We start from the raw sequence: 15454 nt of genomic DNA on the forward strand, positions 1-15454 counted from the left end.
GGCCTTGTCTGCACGGGTCCCGTTTCGATCCCGTCCAGCGTGAACGTCAGGCCACGAGCGAGCAAGGGACGGACGGCACCCGGATCGGGACAGGGTCGAGGACCGAAACGGGACAGGTTGGTCGGTCGTTGTGAAGGGAACCGTGTCGGGAATGCGGCTGCCGGTGCCCGACTCGGTGGATGATTCGCTCCACCGGAGGGACGGCGCGGCCGACCACATCGACGACTTGGTGCGCATGTCCATCAATTCGGTGGTCGGACGTCGATACGCGTGACGTAATCCGTCCGCGACTCAGGGTCCGGCGAATGTGCAGATGGGGGATACGCTGGCGCAATCTCTACAGCCGAGCTGCCGCCACGTTCTCCATCCGCCTTTCCGAAGATCGACCCGGTGACTTCCGCGCTGTCCGAAACACTGAGCGAATTCGTCCGGGGTGCAGCACATGTGACCGAATCGGAATTCTGCGCGATCGGTGTGACCGGGCCGCTCGGTGAGCTGTCCCACTTCGGTCGGACCATGACACGGACTACGGTCCCCGCGCGCACCCTTCTTTCGATCCCTCTGACGGGTCGCAGCGGCAAAGTCGGCACCTTGTTCGCGGTGCAGGGCACGCGAGGCGACGACTCGAGTTGGTCTTCGTTGGCTTCGATGGCGGGCTCGGCCCTGGAAACCGCGATTCTTCTGGACGTGATGCAGCGCAAGGAGCGAGCATCGAGCGCTGCACTCGAAATCGCAGCCCTGATTTCTTCCGAGGACGGGCGTGATCCACTTCCCCTGTTCTCGCAGCGGGTTTTGGAGATCCTCGATGCGGATGCGGTGAACGTGGCCGTGCCGACCGCGGACCCCGAGGTGTGGATCGTGACGGCAGCCTCCGGGTTGGGTTCCGACATCTTGGCCGCGTCCAGCTTCGACATCTCAACTGCTGCCGGCTTCGACAACGACGACTGTCGAGCAGCACTTCTGACAGATGCTCGAGACGAGAGCCCCCGCACCCTCCACATGGCGACCGCTGTGGAGCTGGGTCCGTCGATGGTGCTACCGATGATGGGCAGCGGGAGACCTCGGGGCGCTGTGATCGTGGGACGTGCACGGGGAAGACCCGGATTCACCGCCGTCGACCTGGCCACGGTCGGCGTCTTCGCCAATCGCGTTGCAGCAGCCCTGGATGCGGCCGACGCCCGGTCCGCGCGCGAGCGTGCGGCCACGGCCGAGGACCGTGAGCGGATAGCACGGGATCTGCACGATCACGTCATTCAACGGCTGTTCGGAGCTGGACTCAGCGTCGAGAGCATCGAGTTGGGAATGGACGACGGCGATCCGCACGCCGCTCGTTTGGACCGCGTGGTGATCGATGTCAACGACACCATCAGACAGATCAGAAGTGCCATATTCGACCTGCACGGGCCGGTCGGGCCGAGCACCGGCAACGCGCGGGCGCAGTTGTCGGCGGTGTCAGCCGAATCGTCGGAACAACTCGGACTTCGTCCGTCGCTCACCTTCTCCGGGCCGGTGGACGCACTGATATCGGACGCCGTGCTCGCTGATCTCGTCGCCGTGGTAAGGGAAAGTCTTGCCAATGTCTCACGTCACGCTTCGGCCGGCCGCGTCGAGATCGCCGTTCGCGCAACACCGTCGCACGTCGAACTGGAGCTGACCGACGACGGGATGGGAATGGATACGTCCGTTCGACGCAGTGGGTTGGCGAACCTCGATACCCGAGCGCAGGCGCGTAGGGGAACATTCTCCGCCGGCCCTCGAACCGACAAGGCCGGCACAGTGATTCGATGGAGCATTCCACTCACATGAGCACACCGATTCGAGTGTTCCTTCTCGACGATCACGAGATCGTGCGCAGAGGAATCGCGGATTTGATGGACACCGAACCCGGATTCCTGGTCGTGGGTCAATCAGGCAAGGCTGTGGACGCGGTGCAAGCTATCGTCGACTCCGAAGCCGATGTGGCGGTTCTCGATACGCGATTGCCCGACGGCAGCGGAATCGATGTCTGCAGAGACGCGCGATCGCGGATGCCGGACTTGCATTGCCTCATTCTCACGTCGTACGACGACGACGACGCAGTGTTTGCCGCAGTCATGGCGGGCGCAGCGGGGTATCTGCTGAAGGAAGTGCGAGGATCCGCTCTGCTGCAGAGCATTCGAGACGTTGCGGCCGGCCTGTCGCTTCTCGATTCCACGGTCACCGCCGCTCTGATGAAACGTCTCCGCTCGGGCCCTCCGGAGGATCCGCGTATCGCGACGTTGACCGAGCGCGAGAAAGAAGTGCTGCACCTGATCACCGACGGGTTGACCAACAGGCAGATCGGCGAACGCCTCTTTCTCGCGGAGAAGACAGTCAAGAATTACGTGTCCGTACTGCTCGGAAAGCTCGGCGTGGAGAGACGCACGCAAGCCGCGGTGTACATCGCCAATCACCCGCCACCCGCGCCGTAATCCGAAAACTGCAGTGGGTGTGGTCGGAGCGCTGCACGCGATCAATCGCCGGTGTCGTCGGAGTCCCGTCGCTCTATACCTACGGTGACGTGCTCGATCAGTGCGGCCACCGCGCCGACGGCGACGAGCACGGGCATGAACGCAGCTGTAATTACTGTTGCGGCGAGACCTGTGGCCAAAGGAATCTCCAGGATCGTGGTGCCGTCTTCGTCCTTGATGTAGATGCGGCGGACGTTGCCGTCGTCGACTGCGAGATTCCGGTCATCGTCGTACCGACTGACAGGACTGCTGCGCGCCCGAGACGGCGCTGAACGGGGACCTCGGTCCCCACAGTGAGGACTTCCGTCACTGTCCGGCGACGCTGCCGTCGGTGATGCTGGATTTCGAGCCGGTACGAACAACAGTCGACAGACAGGAAATAATCATGGTTGCATCGTCCCGGATAGTCGTGGGAGTCGACGGATCGGTGTCGTCGCTCGACGCCGTGCGGTGGGGAACCCTCGAGGCGCTTCGTCGTCACGCACCTCTCGAGTTGGTCACCTCGAAGGTGTTCGTCCCTGGAACTTATGCCGACGCCGTCGACCTTCGAGTCGGGTCGTTCACAGACCAAGACGTCGAAGCGAAACGTGTTCTCACAGAGGCCGTGGACGTCGCGCACGACTCGGCCGACGGGCGCACCATCTCGCTGGACACCCGGATCGAGTTCGGACCTGCTGCGAAGGTGTTGCTCGACTTGGAGAACACCCCTGCCATGATCGTCGTGGGTTCGAGGGGCCTGGGAGAATTCACCGGTGGCCTGATCGGGTCCGTGAGTACCGCGGTGGCGACTCACGCGAGATGCCCCGTTGCAGTGATCAAGTCGGGACACATCGGCGACGGTCCGGTGGTCGTCGGTGTCGACAACACACCGAACAGCCAACCCGCCATCGGTGTCGCTTACGACGAAGCCTCGACTCGTGGAGTCGACTTGATCGCAGTTCACGCATGGAGCGATCTGGAACTCGGCACGGTGTTCACGCGTGAGGCCGACGGACAGTGGTGGGATTCCGAGTTCGCCGAGAACGTGTCGTTGGCCGAGAGCATGGCCGGTTGGTCGGAGGATTACCCCGACGTGGCGGTTCAGCGAGTGATGGTGCAGGACAGACCCGTTCGTGAGCTCGTTCATTAGGCCGAGATCGCACAGCTGATCGTCGTGGGGAGTCGCGGCCGCGGTGGCTTCAAGTCGATGCTCCTCGGCTCGACGTCGCGTGCCGTGCTGCATTCGGTCGACATTCCCGTCGTCGTCGTTCCGACCAACCGATGAGCGCACCCACCGTCGAAAGAGCCTACAGCTCGGCGGATGTCGATGCCGACTACAAGTATTGGTCTGCTGCGAACTATCTGACCGTCGCTCAGATCTATCTACAGGACAACGTTCTCCTGACCGAGCCGCTCGAAGCGCAGCACATCAAACCCAGGCTGCTCGGACATTGGGGTACGAGCCCGGGATTGTCGCTCGTCTACACACTGTTGAACCGTCACATTCGGGCCACCGATTCCGATTGGCTGTACGTGACGGGGCCGGGACACGGCGGTCCGGCTCTGGTGGCGAACACCTATCTCGAAGGCACCTACAGCGAGATCTATCCGAACATCTCGCTCGACCGTGCGGGTGTTCTCGCGCTGTGCCGCCAATTCTCCACTCCTGGAGGCATTCCCAGTCATGTGAGCGTGCAGACCCCCGGTAGCATCCACGAAGGTGGGGAACTCGGGTACGCCCTGACGCATGCCGCCGGCGCCGCCTTCGACAATCCTGACCTGGTTGTCGCGTGCGTGGTCGGGGACGGTGAAGCCGAAACCGGACCGCTCTCCGGGTCGTGGAAGATCCCGGCGTTCCTCAATCCGATCCGTGATGGTGCCGTGCTTCCCATCCTGCACCTCAACGACGCGAAGATCTCCGGACCCACAGTGCTCGGGCGCAGCACCGACCTGTCGATTTCCGACTATCTGAGCGGACAGGGTTGGGCTCCGATCTTCGTCGAGGGTGACGACCCGCGGGTGGTGCTGGTGGCGTTCCAATATGCACTGACACGAGCACATGACGCCATCACGCGTATTCAACACGCGGCGCGCAACGGAAGGCCGGAACTCGGAGGGGAGTGGCCGGCGATCGTCCTCCGGACCCCCAAAGGGTGGACCGGCCCGCACCAGGTCGATGGCAAGCTCGTCGAGGGAACCCATTGGGCGCACCAAGTTCCGTTGTCCGGGGTCCGTGAGAACCCGAACCATCTTGCACAACTGGAGCAGTGGTTGCTGTCCTATGATCCCCGTTCCCTTTTCGACGACGCCGGCGCCCCGGTGCAATCGATTCGCGACCTCGCCCCGGTAGGTGACAAGCGGCTCGGTGCAACGCCGCACGCCAACGGCGGCAAGCTGTTGCAGCCGTTGGTCATTCGCGATCTGCAGAATTACTCGCTGGACATCGAATCACCGGGGCATACGTCACACGAGACGACCAGGGTTCTCGGAGAGATGATGCGCGACATCTACCTCGACAACGGCGCGGCAGACGGCGGTGGAAACTTCCGGTTGTTCTGCCCGGACGAGACGGCCAGCAACCGTCTGCAGGCGGTGTTCGAGGCCACGGACCGATGCTGGCAGCTTCCGAGGACGAAATTCGACGACAACCTCGCCCCTGACGGCAGGGTCATGGAAGTGCTCAGCGAGCACCTGTGCGAGGGGTGGCTCGAGGCATATTTGTTGTCCGGTCGGCATGGACTGTTCGCCAGCTACGAAGCGTTCGCAATGGTCAGTGTCTCCATGCTGATACAACACACCAAATGGCTGCAGCACGCTGCCGCACTGGAAATGGCGCGCACCCGTCGCGTCCCTGAACGTGCTGCTCACCAGCACGTGCTGGCGCAACGACCACAACGGGTTCAGTCATCAAGGCCCCGGTCTGATCGACGCGGTGATTCCTCTGGCCCCTGACGTGGTGCGCGTGTGGCTGCCGCCGGATTCGAACACGCTACTGGCGGTGGCGGACCACTGCTTCCGCAGCCGCGGACACGTCAATCTCATGGTGGTGGACAAGCAAAGCCACCCGCAGTACCTGACGCTGCCCGAGGCGCGGGCACACGCGGCAGCAGGTGCCTCCGTCTGGACATGGGCTGGAACCGAGGCCGCCACGTCCGACACCGACCCGCACATCGTTCTCGCCTGCGCGGGCGATGTTCCGACCGAGGAAACCCTTGCTGCAGCAGCGCTTCTACGCGGGTGGGCTCCCGAACTCGGCGTCCGGGTGGTCAACGTGATCGACCTCATGGCTCTGCTCCCCGGTGATCACCACCCGCACGGGCTCTCCGCCGCCGCGTTCACCGCCCTCTTCACCGACTCCGTAGATGTGGTGTTCGCGTTTCACGGGTACCCGCGCGCGGTGCACGAACTCCTTCACGGCAGGCCCGACGCGTCGCGGTTCCACGTCCGTGGATTCATCGAACAAGGCACCACGACAACACCGTTCGACATGGTCGTACTCAACAAGATGAGTCGCTACCACTTGGTCATCGAGGCGCTCGACCGGGTGATGGACGGCGCTGCCGAGACAACCGCTCTGTGGCGACACTGCGTCGATCAGCTGGTGCGTCACGACCACTACATCAGGGAGAACTTCGAGGACCTTCCGGAGATTCGCGCGTGGAGGTGGTCGTGACCGCCGTTGCTCGAGGGGTGGACTGTATTGCGACATCCTCGCGGGGGTGTCCGAACGCAGGCGGACGTCCCCGCATCAGGTGACCTTTGCCCATGGTGAGTGCGTGGTTTCTCGTCCACGATCGAACGAAGATGAGTACTTATGGTGACCTCGGGCGCGAGATGGCAGCACTCGCGCGTTCTCTGACTTTCCTTCGATCGATCGACGGGCGGGCGTCGGCCGTGACAGCCTCGGCCGTGAGCATCATCGGGGGCGTGGCGTGCGCCGACGTCATGATGGTCGACCAGAATCGAATCGTGTCGGTCGCCGCGACCGACCCACTCACGATCGAACTCGACCGTGTACAGCAGGATTCCGGCCACGGGCCGTGTCTCGACGCGGTGAAGTCGGAGCGGGTGGTGCGAAGCGACGACCTGCGAACCGAGCCGCGGTGGCCCGCGTTCTCCAGCGCCGCGGTCGCGGTGGGTGTTCACAGCATGCTCTCGCTGCGGCTGTACGTCGGCACGGAATCCATCGGCGCCCTGAACCTGTTCGGGTTGTCCCCGAACGCTTTCGATTCCGATGACGAGGGCATCGGATTACTTCTCGCGACCCACGCTGCGATCGCGCTGAGCGACGTGCGCAAGGTCGAACAGTTTCAGCTCGCATTGCTGAGGCGCGACACCATAGGACAGGCCAAAGGTATTGTGATGGAGCGCTACAGCGTGGACGCAGAACGCGCTTTCCAGATGCTCGCAAAGATTTCCCAGGACACGAACGTCACCGTGTTCACTGTCTCCACGCGCGTGATCGAAACGTCGAACGAAGGCGGCGGAGCGCCGTGGCGGAGGTGACTCGTACAGGTCAGGCAGGTTTCATGGCGCGCCTGCGGCGGTAGAGATCGCTGTCGGCGCGTGCGATCGCATCGTGGAGTGTGTCGTCACGCACGACGGTGGTCAAACCGTGGGTGATCGTGGCCCCACCACCCTCTCTCAGCGAGAGGTTGACCGTGTCGATCCGTTCGCGGACGTCCGACTCGGGCACGCCGACAACAGCGAACACGAACTCGTCACCACCGAAACGAATGATCAGGTCGTACTGACGCAAGCGAGAACGTAGACCTCGAACGACGTTCTGCAGGGCCAAGTCCCCGGCTTCGTGACCCTTTTCGTCGTTGACTCGTTTGAGTCCGTCGACGTCGACGAAGCCGATAATCATGTCGCGTCGGGTTCTCCGAGCGGTATCGAGATCGCGCGCGAGCTCGATCATTCCAGCGTCCCGGCGGTACGCGCCGGTGAGCTGGTCTATCGACGATGCGGCGCGGTCGTCCGCCGCCCGATGGCGGTCTGCTTTCGACTCAGTCCTATCGTCGGCGCTGTCCTGGCGGTCGCTGGCGGAGTCCTGACGGTCGGTCAGTGCAAATTCACGTTGCTTCGCCGCAGACGCGTCTATTCCGCCCTCACTCAGTTCCGAATCGACTGCTCTGCCATCGCGGCCGTCCGCATACTCGTCGCGTCGATCTGCCTTGCGATCTCGCCGGGCGGCGGAGTCGTCACGATGTGCCGCCGCCTCGTCGTGCGGATCCCCGACATGCTGTTCCCAGTGCCAGTACGAGCCACTGTTCGCGAACCAAGTGAACTGGTGGTTGTCGACCAAGGCGTGCTTCCGATACATGAGGCAATCCCGTCGCTTCGACATACAAGTCTGCGATCACCGTTCGCCGTAGAGCGGCTGGGTATCGATGGTACGTACAGGCGCGGGCACTTGGTGGCGAATTCGACCTCGTACCGGTGTCCAGCGAGATCGCATTCACTGCGTTCACCCCGCCGCCAAGGCCGACGGATAGCGGGCCCGGATGATCACCTCGATCGTCATGATGTTCACTTGTCTTTGTTGTCCGGGTTGACTGTCCCGTCGGCGGGCTGTCCGGCCAGCGCGGCGATCACCGAGTTCGCCGCAGCAACACTGGCTTCGACGCGCGCTTCACGTGTTTGTCCGGCGAGGTGTGACGTGGCCACGACGGTGGGCATGGCCAGTAGCGGATTCGCCGGGTCCGGGGGTTCGCTGGTGAACACGTCGAGCGCAGCGCCGGCGATGACACCGTTTCGCAGTGCGTCCGCTAGTGCGTTCTCGTCGACGAGCGATCCGCGGGCGGTGTTGACGAGGTACGCGGTGGGTTTCATCGCAGCGAGGGCCACGGCGTCGATGACGGGTGAGCCGGATGTGGTTGCGCGGGAATGCACGCTGACGAAGTCGGCGTCGCGCAAGAGGTCGCGGGTATCGACGTAGGTGACGGCGAGAGCGGGATCGGGATGACCGGTGGACACGAGGATCGTCATTCCGAAGGCGCGTGCGAGGTCGATGACGGCGCGCGCGCTGGGTCCGAGTCCGATGATGCCGAGGGTTGCACCGCGTAGTTGCCGGGTGTCGTGCCGTGGCCAGTGCCCGTTGCGGGTTCCTTCGGTTGTTTCCCCGATTCGCCTGGCGCACATGAGAAGCAGCGCAATGGTCATTTCGGCGACGGCGTGCCGGTTCGCTCCCGGGGTGTTGCAGACGAGGATCCCGCGGCGGGTGGCGGCGTCGACGTCGACGGAGTCGTATCCGACGCCGCTGCGGGCGATGACGCGCAGTGTGGGGGCCGCGTCCATCATCTCTGCGGTGACGGGTTCGCTGGCGATGATCGCGGCGTCGCTGGAGGCGAGGAGGGTTGCCATCTCGCCGTCGGGTCGCGTCCCCGAGGCGGGGGAATGGACGGTCGTGTGCCCCCGTTCTCGCAGCATCACGTCGACGTCGTCGCCGGGATGGAGGTAGTCGGTGGTGATCAGGATGGTGGCCACGGTGTCGTCTTCCTGCAGTGTGGGGGCGAGGTAGTTCGAACTGCGGTGTATCTTATAAGATACACAGAGACGTTGGCGATGTTGCGGAGAACGCAACCCCGGGACGAAAGGCGATTCACCGTGGCCGTCGCGCAGAATGTCTTCTCCAGCAAGGGAGACGTCGCCTATGCCCAGCTGCGGAGTTGGATCCTGCTCGGGACGTTGCCGGCTGGGTCGCGCCTGGCGCAGTACGAGTTGGCCGAACGTCTGGACATGAGCATCACGCCGCTCCGAGAGGCCGTTCGCCGCTTGAGCAGCGAGGGTTTGATGGAACTCGACAGCCACAAGAACGTGCGCATCGCGCCGATGTCGGCGACCGAGGCGCGTCAGTTGTTCGAGGTGAGACTCTCACTCGACCCCAGCGCGGTGGAATTGGCCGCTCAGCGCCGCACCGACCGCGACATCTCCGCAATGCGTGACGCTGCACAGCGTTTGGTTCCAGTGACTCGGAGTTGGGGTGAGGAGGGACTGACCGCGCACCGCGAGTTCCACCGCACCCTGTACCTCGCGTCGCACAACGACGTCCTGATCCACTTACTCGAGGATCTGTGGGACAAATCCGACCGCTATCGACGGGTGGGTCTGGAACTGCCCCCGGGCGCCGAACCGCGCACCATCGACTTCGACCAACATTTCGACATCCTCGAATGTGTCGTCGCCGGAGACGGCTCCGCGGCCGCGGACCTGATGCGCCGACACATCAGGGGCAGTCTCACTGCTGCGGCCATCGACGCCCTCGCGGGTGACGAACTCACCGTTCGTCAGAACTCTGCCTGACCCTCGCCCGACCATCTGCCCCTTCACCGAAAAGGACATCGCACCATGGGACACACGCATCGCATCGCAGTCATTCCCGGCGACGGGATCGGCAAGGAAGTCGTCCCGGAGGGTGTGAAGGTTCTCGAGGCGGCAGCGTCGACATTCGATTTCACCCTCGACTTCGAGCGATTCGACTACGCGAACGCCGAGTACTATGCCCAGCACGGAAAAATGTTGCCCGAGAACTGGTTCGATCAACTGGTGGGCTTCGACTCGATCTTCTTCGGTGCCGTCGGGTGGCCGGACACTGTCCCCGACCACGTTTCGCTGTGGGGGAGCCTGCTTCAGTTCAGGCGGCATTTCGACCAGTACGTCAGCCTCCGCCCCGTCAAACTTCTCCCCGGCGTCACCAGCCCACTCGTCGGACGAGAACCGGGCGACATCGACTTCTACGTCGTGCGCGAGAACACCGAAGGCGAGTACTCGAGCGTCGGCGGGAAGATCTTCGAAGGGACCGAGCGTGAGACGGTGATGCAGGAGACCGTGATGACGCGGACCGGTGTGGATCGAATCTTGAAGTACGCCTTCGACCTTGCGCAGACTCGCCCCAAGAAGCACCTCACCTCCGCCACCAAGAGCAACGGCATCTCGATCTCCATGCCCTACTGGGACACTCGGGTCGAGGCGATGGCCGCCAGGTACGAGGACGTTCGGGTCGACAAGTTCCACATCGACATCCTGGCCGCGAACTTCGTGCTGCACCCGGATTGGTTCGACGTCGTGGTCGGCAGCAACCTGTTCGGCGACATCCTGTCCGACCTCGGCCCGGCCTGCACCGGCACCATCGGCATTGCACCCAGCGGCAACATCAACCCGGAGCGCCGGTTCCCGAGCCTGTTCGAACCGGTCCACGGATCCGCTCCCGACATAGCCGGTCGCGGCATTGCCAACCCGATCGGGCAGATCTGGAGCGCGTCGATGATGCTCGAGCATCTAGGCGAGACCGAGGCTGCTGCAGGCATTCTCGATGCCGTCGGGGCGGTCCTCGCTCGAGGCGGCGCCAGCCTTACCCCTGATATGGGTGGGCAGGCGACAACCGCGGGCTTGGGGGACGAGATCGTCACCCAGCTCACAGGTGAAAGCTGACTGCCTACCGAGGCATTGACCGATCGCGGACTCGCCTTGCGAGGCCGGGCTCAGCGAGTGCCGCCCTTGGCCAGGTCGGCAATCGCGTCGATGTTGGACGAGTCGATGAAGGACGGTCCGGTGAGCACAGCTTGGCCACCACCGATCGTGTTCTTGTTGTTGAGGTACAGCCACAGCGAGTCCACTGCCAGGTAACCCTGCAGGTACGGCTGCTGGTCGATGGCCCACTGCACGTCACCGGCCTTGATGGAATCGACCAGGGCGCCGTTCGTGTCGAACGTCGCGATCTTGGCGTCGCTGCCCGCGGACTTGGTCGACTCGACTGCCGCGAGGGCGATCGGTGCACCGAGGGTCAGGACGGAGTCGATGCTCGGATCCTGTTGCAGCTTGGCCTGAATGGTGGCCTGCACGGAGGGTAGATCTTGACCGTTGACGTTCAGGTTCTCGATCTTGCCGCCGAATCCTTCGGCAACACCGGCGCACCGGGCCTCGAGCGAGACCGCGCCCTGCTCCTGGATCACGCAGATCGCGTTGGTGGCTCCATCGGTTTTCAGGCGCTCTCCCGCCGCGATTCCCAACGTCCGCTCGTCCTGGCCGAAGTAGGCCGAGACGCCCATGTCTTTCCAGTTGTCGTAGCCGGAGTTGAAGGCGACTACGGGAACCTGTGCTGCTACAGCCTTTTCCACGTTCGGTGCCATGGCGTCGGGCTTGGCGAGGGTGACCGCGATGGCGTCGACGTCGGAGTCGAGCGCGTTCTGAACGAGGTTCGCCTGGTTGGGTGCGTCGACGTCGCCGTTGTACTGAAGATCGATGTTGTCCTTCGCGGCCGCAGCTTCCGCGCCGCGGCGGATGAGATCCCAGAACGTGTCACCGGGAGGGGCATGGGTGATCATCGCAATGGTTGCACGCGGGGTATCCGCCGTCCCCGCGTTACCGCCGCCGCCGGAGGACTCCGGCGCGCCACCGGTGCTGCTGCATGCCGCCAGAGTTGTTGCAGCGGCGAGGGCTACAACGATCGATACGCGTCGTCTCGTGGTCACAGTGTCTACTTTCTCGATGAGTAGACGCGTCTATTTGACCGGTCTAGTTCAGCGACTATGACCTATGCCACATTGTCCTGTCAAGCGGTCCGATCAGGCGGGTGCAGGACCGGAAGTGGATCGCGCGATGAGGCGTGGTCTCAGGACGACGGACAGGGCCTCGGTGCGCCCCTTGTCCAGACGTTCGACGGCCGCGTCGACCGCCCTCGTCGCCTGGTCGCGGGGTTCCTGGCTGACGGAAGTGAGGTCGACGTGCGCGAGGTGGGCGAGAACGCTGTCGTCGTAGCCAGTGACAGACATGTCACCGGGCACCGAGATGCCGGCCCGTTGCAGGGAATCGAGAAGGCCGACGGCACTGCGGTCGTTCGACGCGACGACGGCGGTCGGCCGGGTGCGCATCCCCACGATCTCCTCGGCCGCGCGGACTCCGGACTTCTCGGTGAAGTCGCCGTCGATCACCTGGACGTAGGCGTCGAGACCGTGGCGGTGCATCGCCCTGATGTACCCGGTGCGTCGGTCCGCCGCAATGGGATTGGACCCACCGGTCAGATGCAGGATGCGTTCGTGCCCGAGCTCGACCAGGTGATCGACCACGGCGCCCATTCCTCGCAGGTCGCCCGCGCGGACCACGTCGAGCTCGGATCCCGGCATTCGACGACCCACCACTACCAGCGGCACTCGCTTGTTCCATTCTTTCATGGTGTCGGCGTCGATCTCCGGTCCGAGCAGAATGATTGCTTCGCAACGGAAGTCGAGCAGTGTGCGCATCACGCTCTCCTCGTCCCGCGTGGGGGTGACGGGACCGAGGACCACCTCGTACCCGTGCCGGTCGGCCTGCTCGACGATGTGTTCGACCATCTCGGTGTGGAAGGTGTTGCGAATGCTGGTCATCACGCCGATGAGGTGGGTGCGGCGCAGGGAGAGCAGTGCTGCGCTGCGATTGGGTCGGTAGTCCAGCGCGTCGGCAACTTCCATGACGCGATCGCGGGTCGCCGCGCTGGGCCCCTGTACGCCGCGAAAGATCATGCTGACCAGCGCTTTGGACACGCCGGCGCGATCTGCGACGTCTTGCATCGTCGTTGCGCGAGCGCCGTCCGACTTCATCGATCATCTCCTCGTTCGAGTTCATGCTTGACACCGTCGTGACCCGTGTCTCATAGTAGTCGAACTAGACCGGTTCAATAGACCGGAACAGACCACCTCGACTCCATCTCCAATCTGAGAGAGCACCCATGACACTCGACTCGATCGGCGTAGCCGTCATCGGCGGCGGAATGGCCGGACGTGCGCACGCGGCCGGCTACCGTATGGCCTCGACCCTGTTCGACACCGACCGCCCCGCCGTCCGACTGGTGGCCGTGGCCGATACCAACGTCGCAGTGGCCGACGACACCGCCAAGCGGTACGGCTACGAACGCGCCGAATACAGCTGGCAGGCCATCGCCGATGCGGACGACATCGATGCGGTCAGCGTCGTCGTGGCCAACCACCTGCACCGCGACATCGTCGAGGGATTGCTCGCCGCCGGCAAGAACGTGCTGTGCGAGAAGCCACTTGCCGGCTCCATCGAGGACGCGGAATCGATGGTCGCCGCAGCTGCCGAATCGACCGGAATCGCCACCGTCGGTTACACATACCGTCGTTCGCCTGCGGTGCAGGCCATCGCCGACGAGTTGGCGAAAGGCAGGATAGGCGACATCGTGCACTTCGACGGTCGCTACCGCGCGGACTATTCGCTCGATCCCACGGGGCCGATGACCTGGCGTTACCGCGGCGGCCCCGGAACGGGCGCCCTGGCCGACGTCGGCAGTCACCTCATCGACCTCGCCGAGTTCGTCTGCGGTCCGGTCGTCGAGGTACGCGGCGCCGCGTTCTCGACCGTGATCACCGATCGCCCCGTCCCGGTCGGTGTCACCTACGGCCACACCAAGGCCGAGACGACCGGTGACATGGCGCCGGTGGAGAACGAGGACGTTGCCACATTCACCGCACGATTCGCCGGCGGGTTCCTCGGGACCTTCTCCGCTTCTCGGGTGTCCCACTCCAATCCTGACGGGTTGTCGTTCGATCTGTTCGGAACCGGCGGCTCCGCGTCCTGGTCGCTCGATCGTGCCTCCGAATTCCACATCTCGACCACCGACATCGACGACACCGTCAACGGACCTCGGCGGGTCATCATCGGACCGCAGCACCCGTACATCCGCGGCGGAATCCCCATGGACGCAGCCGGTGTCGGCCACGGCAAGGCCGAGTTCTTCGCGTTCCAGGCTCGTGCGTTCCTCGATCAGGTCGCCGGGCAGGCCGGAGGCCGGTCGACATCGGGCGGTGTGGACGGCGGACTACCGCAGTTGCCCGACTTCGCCCACGGTCTGCGCGGTATGCAGATCGTCACCGCCATCGCCGAATCGGCGGCCGGTGGCGGCATCGCCGTCAAGATCTGATTCACTTCCGTCTCACCTAAGGACACTTCGATGAAACTCGGCGTCTACAACGCGATCCTGCACGACAAACCTCTGCCCGAGGCTCTGAAAACCGTTGCCTCACTGGGGTTGGAGGGGATCGAGATCAACTCCGGCGGATTCCTTCCCCCGGTGCACATCCCGGTCGCGGACCTGCTCTCGGGTGCCGTCTCGCCGGCGGACTACCTCGCGACGTTCGAGGACACCGGTGTCTCGATCGCCGGCCTGAACTGCAACGGCAATCCGCTGCACCCGGATCCGGAGGTCGGCCCGGAGGACGCGGACGATCTGCGCAACTCGATCAAGGTCGCCGGCCTTCTCGGCATCGACCGGGTGGTCACCATGTCGGGTCTCCCCGCCGCACATGCCGGTGGGACGTGGCCGGCGTGGCACGTCAATACCTGGGACAGTGGGTATCTCGATTCGCAGGACTACCAGTGGGACGAGGTCGCGGTGCCGTTCTGGAAGGAAATCGATGCTCTGGCCCGAGAGAACGGGGTCAAGGTCGCCATCGAGATGCACCCGCAGAACCTGGTGTTCAACCCCCCGACGATGAAGCGTTTGGTCGACAAGGTCGGCGCGACGAACGTCGGCGCGGAGATGGATCCGTCGCACCTGTTCTGGCAGGGCATCGACCCGATCAAGGCCATCGAGTGGTTGGGGCCGTTGGTCTTTCACGCCGCAGCGAAGGACACCCGGATCAACCCGAATTGCGCGATCTACGGCGTCCTCGACGACCGCTTCACCCGCATCCCCGCCGATCAGAACCCCGTCAGCCTCGGCGGCAAGCACGTGGTGAACAAATGGCCGGAGGATTCGGCGTGGGACTTCGTCGCCGTCGGCAACGGCCACGACACCGACTTCTGGGCTCGGTTCCTCTCCGCGCTGAACAAGATCGATCCGAACATGGCGGTGAACATCGAGCACGAAGACACCGCGTACAGCGCATTGGAGGGTTTGCAGATCGCAGCGGACACACTCCTCGCGGCGAAGAAGTCCGCCGGGATCTGAGCGTCGGACCGAATCGGGTTGCTTACCCGCCCGGGCACGTCAC

13 protein-coding genes and 2 pseudogenes are annotated in these 15454 nt (G+C 64.0%); 10 read left to right on the forward strand and 5 right to left on the reverse strand.

The features are described 5' to 3' along the window. Positions 1 to 130 precede the first annotated feature (130 nt). The 3 genes from IEW02_RS22290 (at position 131) to IEW02_RS22300 (ending at position 2450) form a co-directional block, all read left to right on the forward strand. Positions 131 to 274, forward strand: a complete 144-nt coding sequence (locus IEW02_RS22290) for a hypothetical protein (protein WP_188547121.1) — start codon at positions 131 to 133, stop codon at positions 272 to 274. A 170-nt stretch (positions 275 to 444) separates the two neighbouring features. Beyond that, positions 445 to 1806 carry a sensor histidine kinase gene (locus IEW02_RS22295; RefSeq protein WP_188547123.1) on the forward strand — a complete coding sequence of 454 codons (1362 nt, stop codon included), beginning with the start codon at positions 445 to 447 and terminating at the stop codon, positions 1804 to 1806. Then, entirely contained in the window at positions 1803 to 2450 is a 648-nt protein-coding gene (locus IEW02_RS22300; RefSeq protein ID WP_229746238.1) for a response regulator, read from the forward strand. The genes IEW02_RS22295 and IEW02_RS22300 overlap by 4 nt, the downstream gene beginning before the upstream one ends. A gap of 41 nt (positions 2451 to 2491) precedes the next feature. Here the strand turns inward: IEW02_RS22300 and IEW02_RS22305 are convergent, their stop codons facing one another. Next, positions 2492 to 2851, reverse strand: a complete 360-nt coding sequence (locus IEW02_RS22305) for a DUF4342 domain-containing protein (RefSeq protein WP_188547127.1) — start codon at positions 2849 to 2851, stop codon at positions 2492 to 2494. 23 nt (positions 2852 to 2874) lie between these two features. On the opposite strand from IEW02_RS22305, the pseudogene IEW02_RS22310 reads away from it, so the two are divergent. From IEW02_RS22310 to IEW02_RS22320, 3 genes and pseudogenes are all read left to right on the forward strand, one after another. Next, a pseudogene (locus IEW02_RS22310) lies at positions 2875 to 3753 on the forward strand (universal stress protein). After that, a pseudogene (locus IEW02_RS22315) lies at positions 3750 to 6141 on the forward strand (phosphoketolase family protein). The pseudogenes IEW02_RS22310 and IEW02_RS22315 overlap by 4 nt, the downstream one beginning before the upstream one ends. Before the next feature lie 131 nt (positions 6142 to 6272). Further along, positions 6273 to 6974: a GAF and ANTAR domain-containing protein gene (locus IEW02_RS22320; RefSeq protein WP_188547129.1), complete on the forward strand. Its 702-nt coding sequence runs from the start codon at positions 6273 to 6275 to the stop codon at positions 6972 to 6974. A gap of 10 nt (positions 6975 to 6984) precedes the next feature. Here IEW02_RS22320 and IEW02_RS22325 read toward each other — a convergent pair whose 3' ends face one another. Both IEW02_RS22325 and IEW02_RS22330 read right to left on the reverse strand, forming a co-directional pair. After that, positions 6985 to 7794, reverse strand: a complete 810-nt coding sequence (locus IEW02_RS22325; protein WP_188547131.1) for a GGDEF domain-containing protein — start codon at positions 7792 to 7794, stop codon at positions 6985 to 6987. Between the two features lie 206 nt (positions 7795 to 8000). Next, the gene (locus IEW02_RS22330; RefSeq protein ID WP_188547133.1) at positions 8001 to 8957 is read right to left on the reverse strand and encodes a phosphoglycerate dehydrogenase; all 957 of its coding nucleotides are present in this window, start codon (positions 8955 to 8957) and stop codon (positions 8001 to 8003) included. A gap of 120 nt (positions 8958 to 9077) precedes the next feature. Between IEW02_RS22330 and IEW02_RS22335 the strand changes: the two genes are divergently transcribed. Continuing rightward, positions 9078 to 9773, forward strand: coding sequence for a GntR family transcriptional regulator (locus IEW02_RS22335; RefSeq protein WP_229746241.1), 696 nt, complete (start codon positions 9078 to 9080; stop codon positions 9771 to 9773). Between the two features lie 45 nt (positions 9774 to 9818). Further along, positions 9819 to 10901 carry a tartrate dehydrogenase gene (locus IEW02_RS22340; RefSeq protein ID WP_188547136.1) on the forward strand — a complete coding sequence of 361 codons (1083 nt, stop codon included), beginning with the start codon at positions 9819 to 9821 and terminating at the stop codon, positions 10899 to 10901. 50 nt (positions 10902 to 10951) lie between these two features. On the opposite strand, the gene IEW02_RS22345 is transcribed toward IEW02_RS22340, so the two are convergent. Both IEW02_RS22345 and IEW02_RS22350 read right to left on the reverse strand, forming a co-directional pair. Then, the gene (locus IEW02_RS22345) at positions 10952 to 11941 is read right to left on the reverse strand and encodes a substrate-binding domain-containing protein (RefSeq protein ID WP_188547138.1); all 990 of its coding nucleotides are present in this window, start codon (positions 11939 to 11941) and stop codon (positions 10952 to 10954) included. Positions 11942 to 12034: 93 nt separating this feature from the next. Further along, positions 12035 to 13045, reverse strand: a complete 1011-nt coding sequence (locus IEW02_RS22350) for a LacI family DNA-binding transcriptional regulator (protein WP_188547140.1) — start codon at positions 13043 to 13045, stop codon at positions 12035 to 12037. A 128-nt stretch (positions 13046 to 13173) separates the two neighbouring features. Between IEW02_RS22350 and IEW02_RS22355 the strand changes: the two genes are divergently transcribed. Next, positions 13174 to 14382, forward strand: a complete 1209-nt coding sequence (locus tag IEW02_RS22355) for a Gfo/Idh/MocA family protein (protein WP_188547142.1) — start codon at positions 13174 to 13176, stop codon at positions 14380 to 14382. A gap of 30 nt (positions 14383 to 14412) precedes the next feature. After that, a complete protein-coding gene (locus IEW02_RS22360) occupies positions 14413 to 15411 on the forward strand; it encodes a sugar phosphate isomerase/epimerase family protein (RefSeq protein ID WP_188547144.1) in 999 nt (332 codons plus the stop codon). Positions 15412 to 15454: the final 43 nt, after the last annotated feature.

This window comes from Rhodococcoides trifolii (assembly GCF_014635345.1).
In the GTDB taxonomy this organism is placed as follows: domain Bacteria; phylum Actinomycetota; class Actinomycetes; order Mycobacteriales; family Mycobacteriaceae; genus Rhodococcoides; species Rhodococcoides trifolii.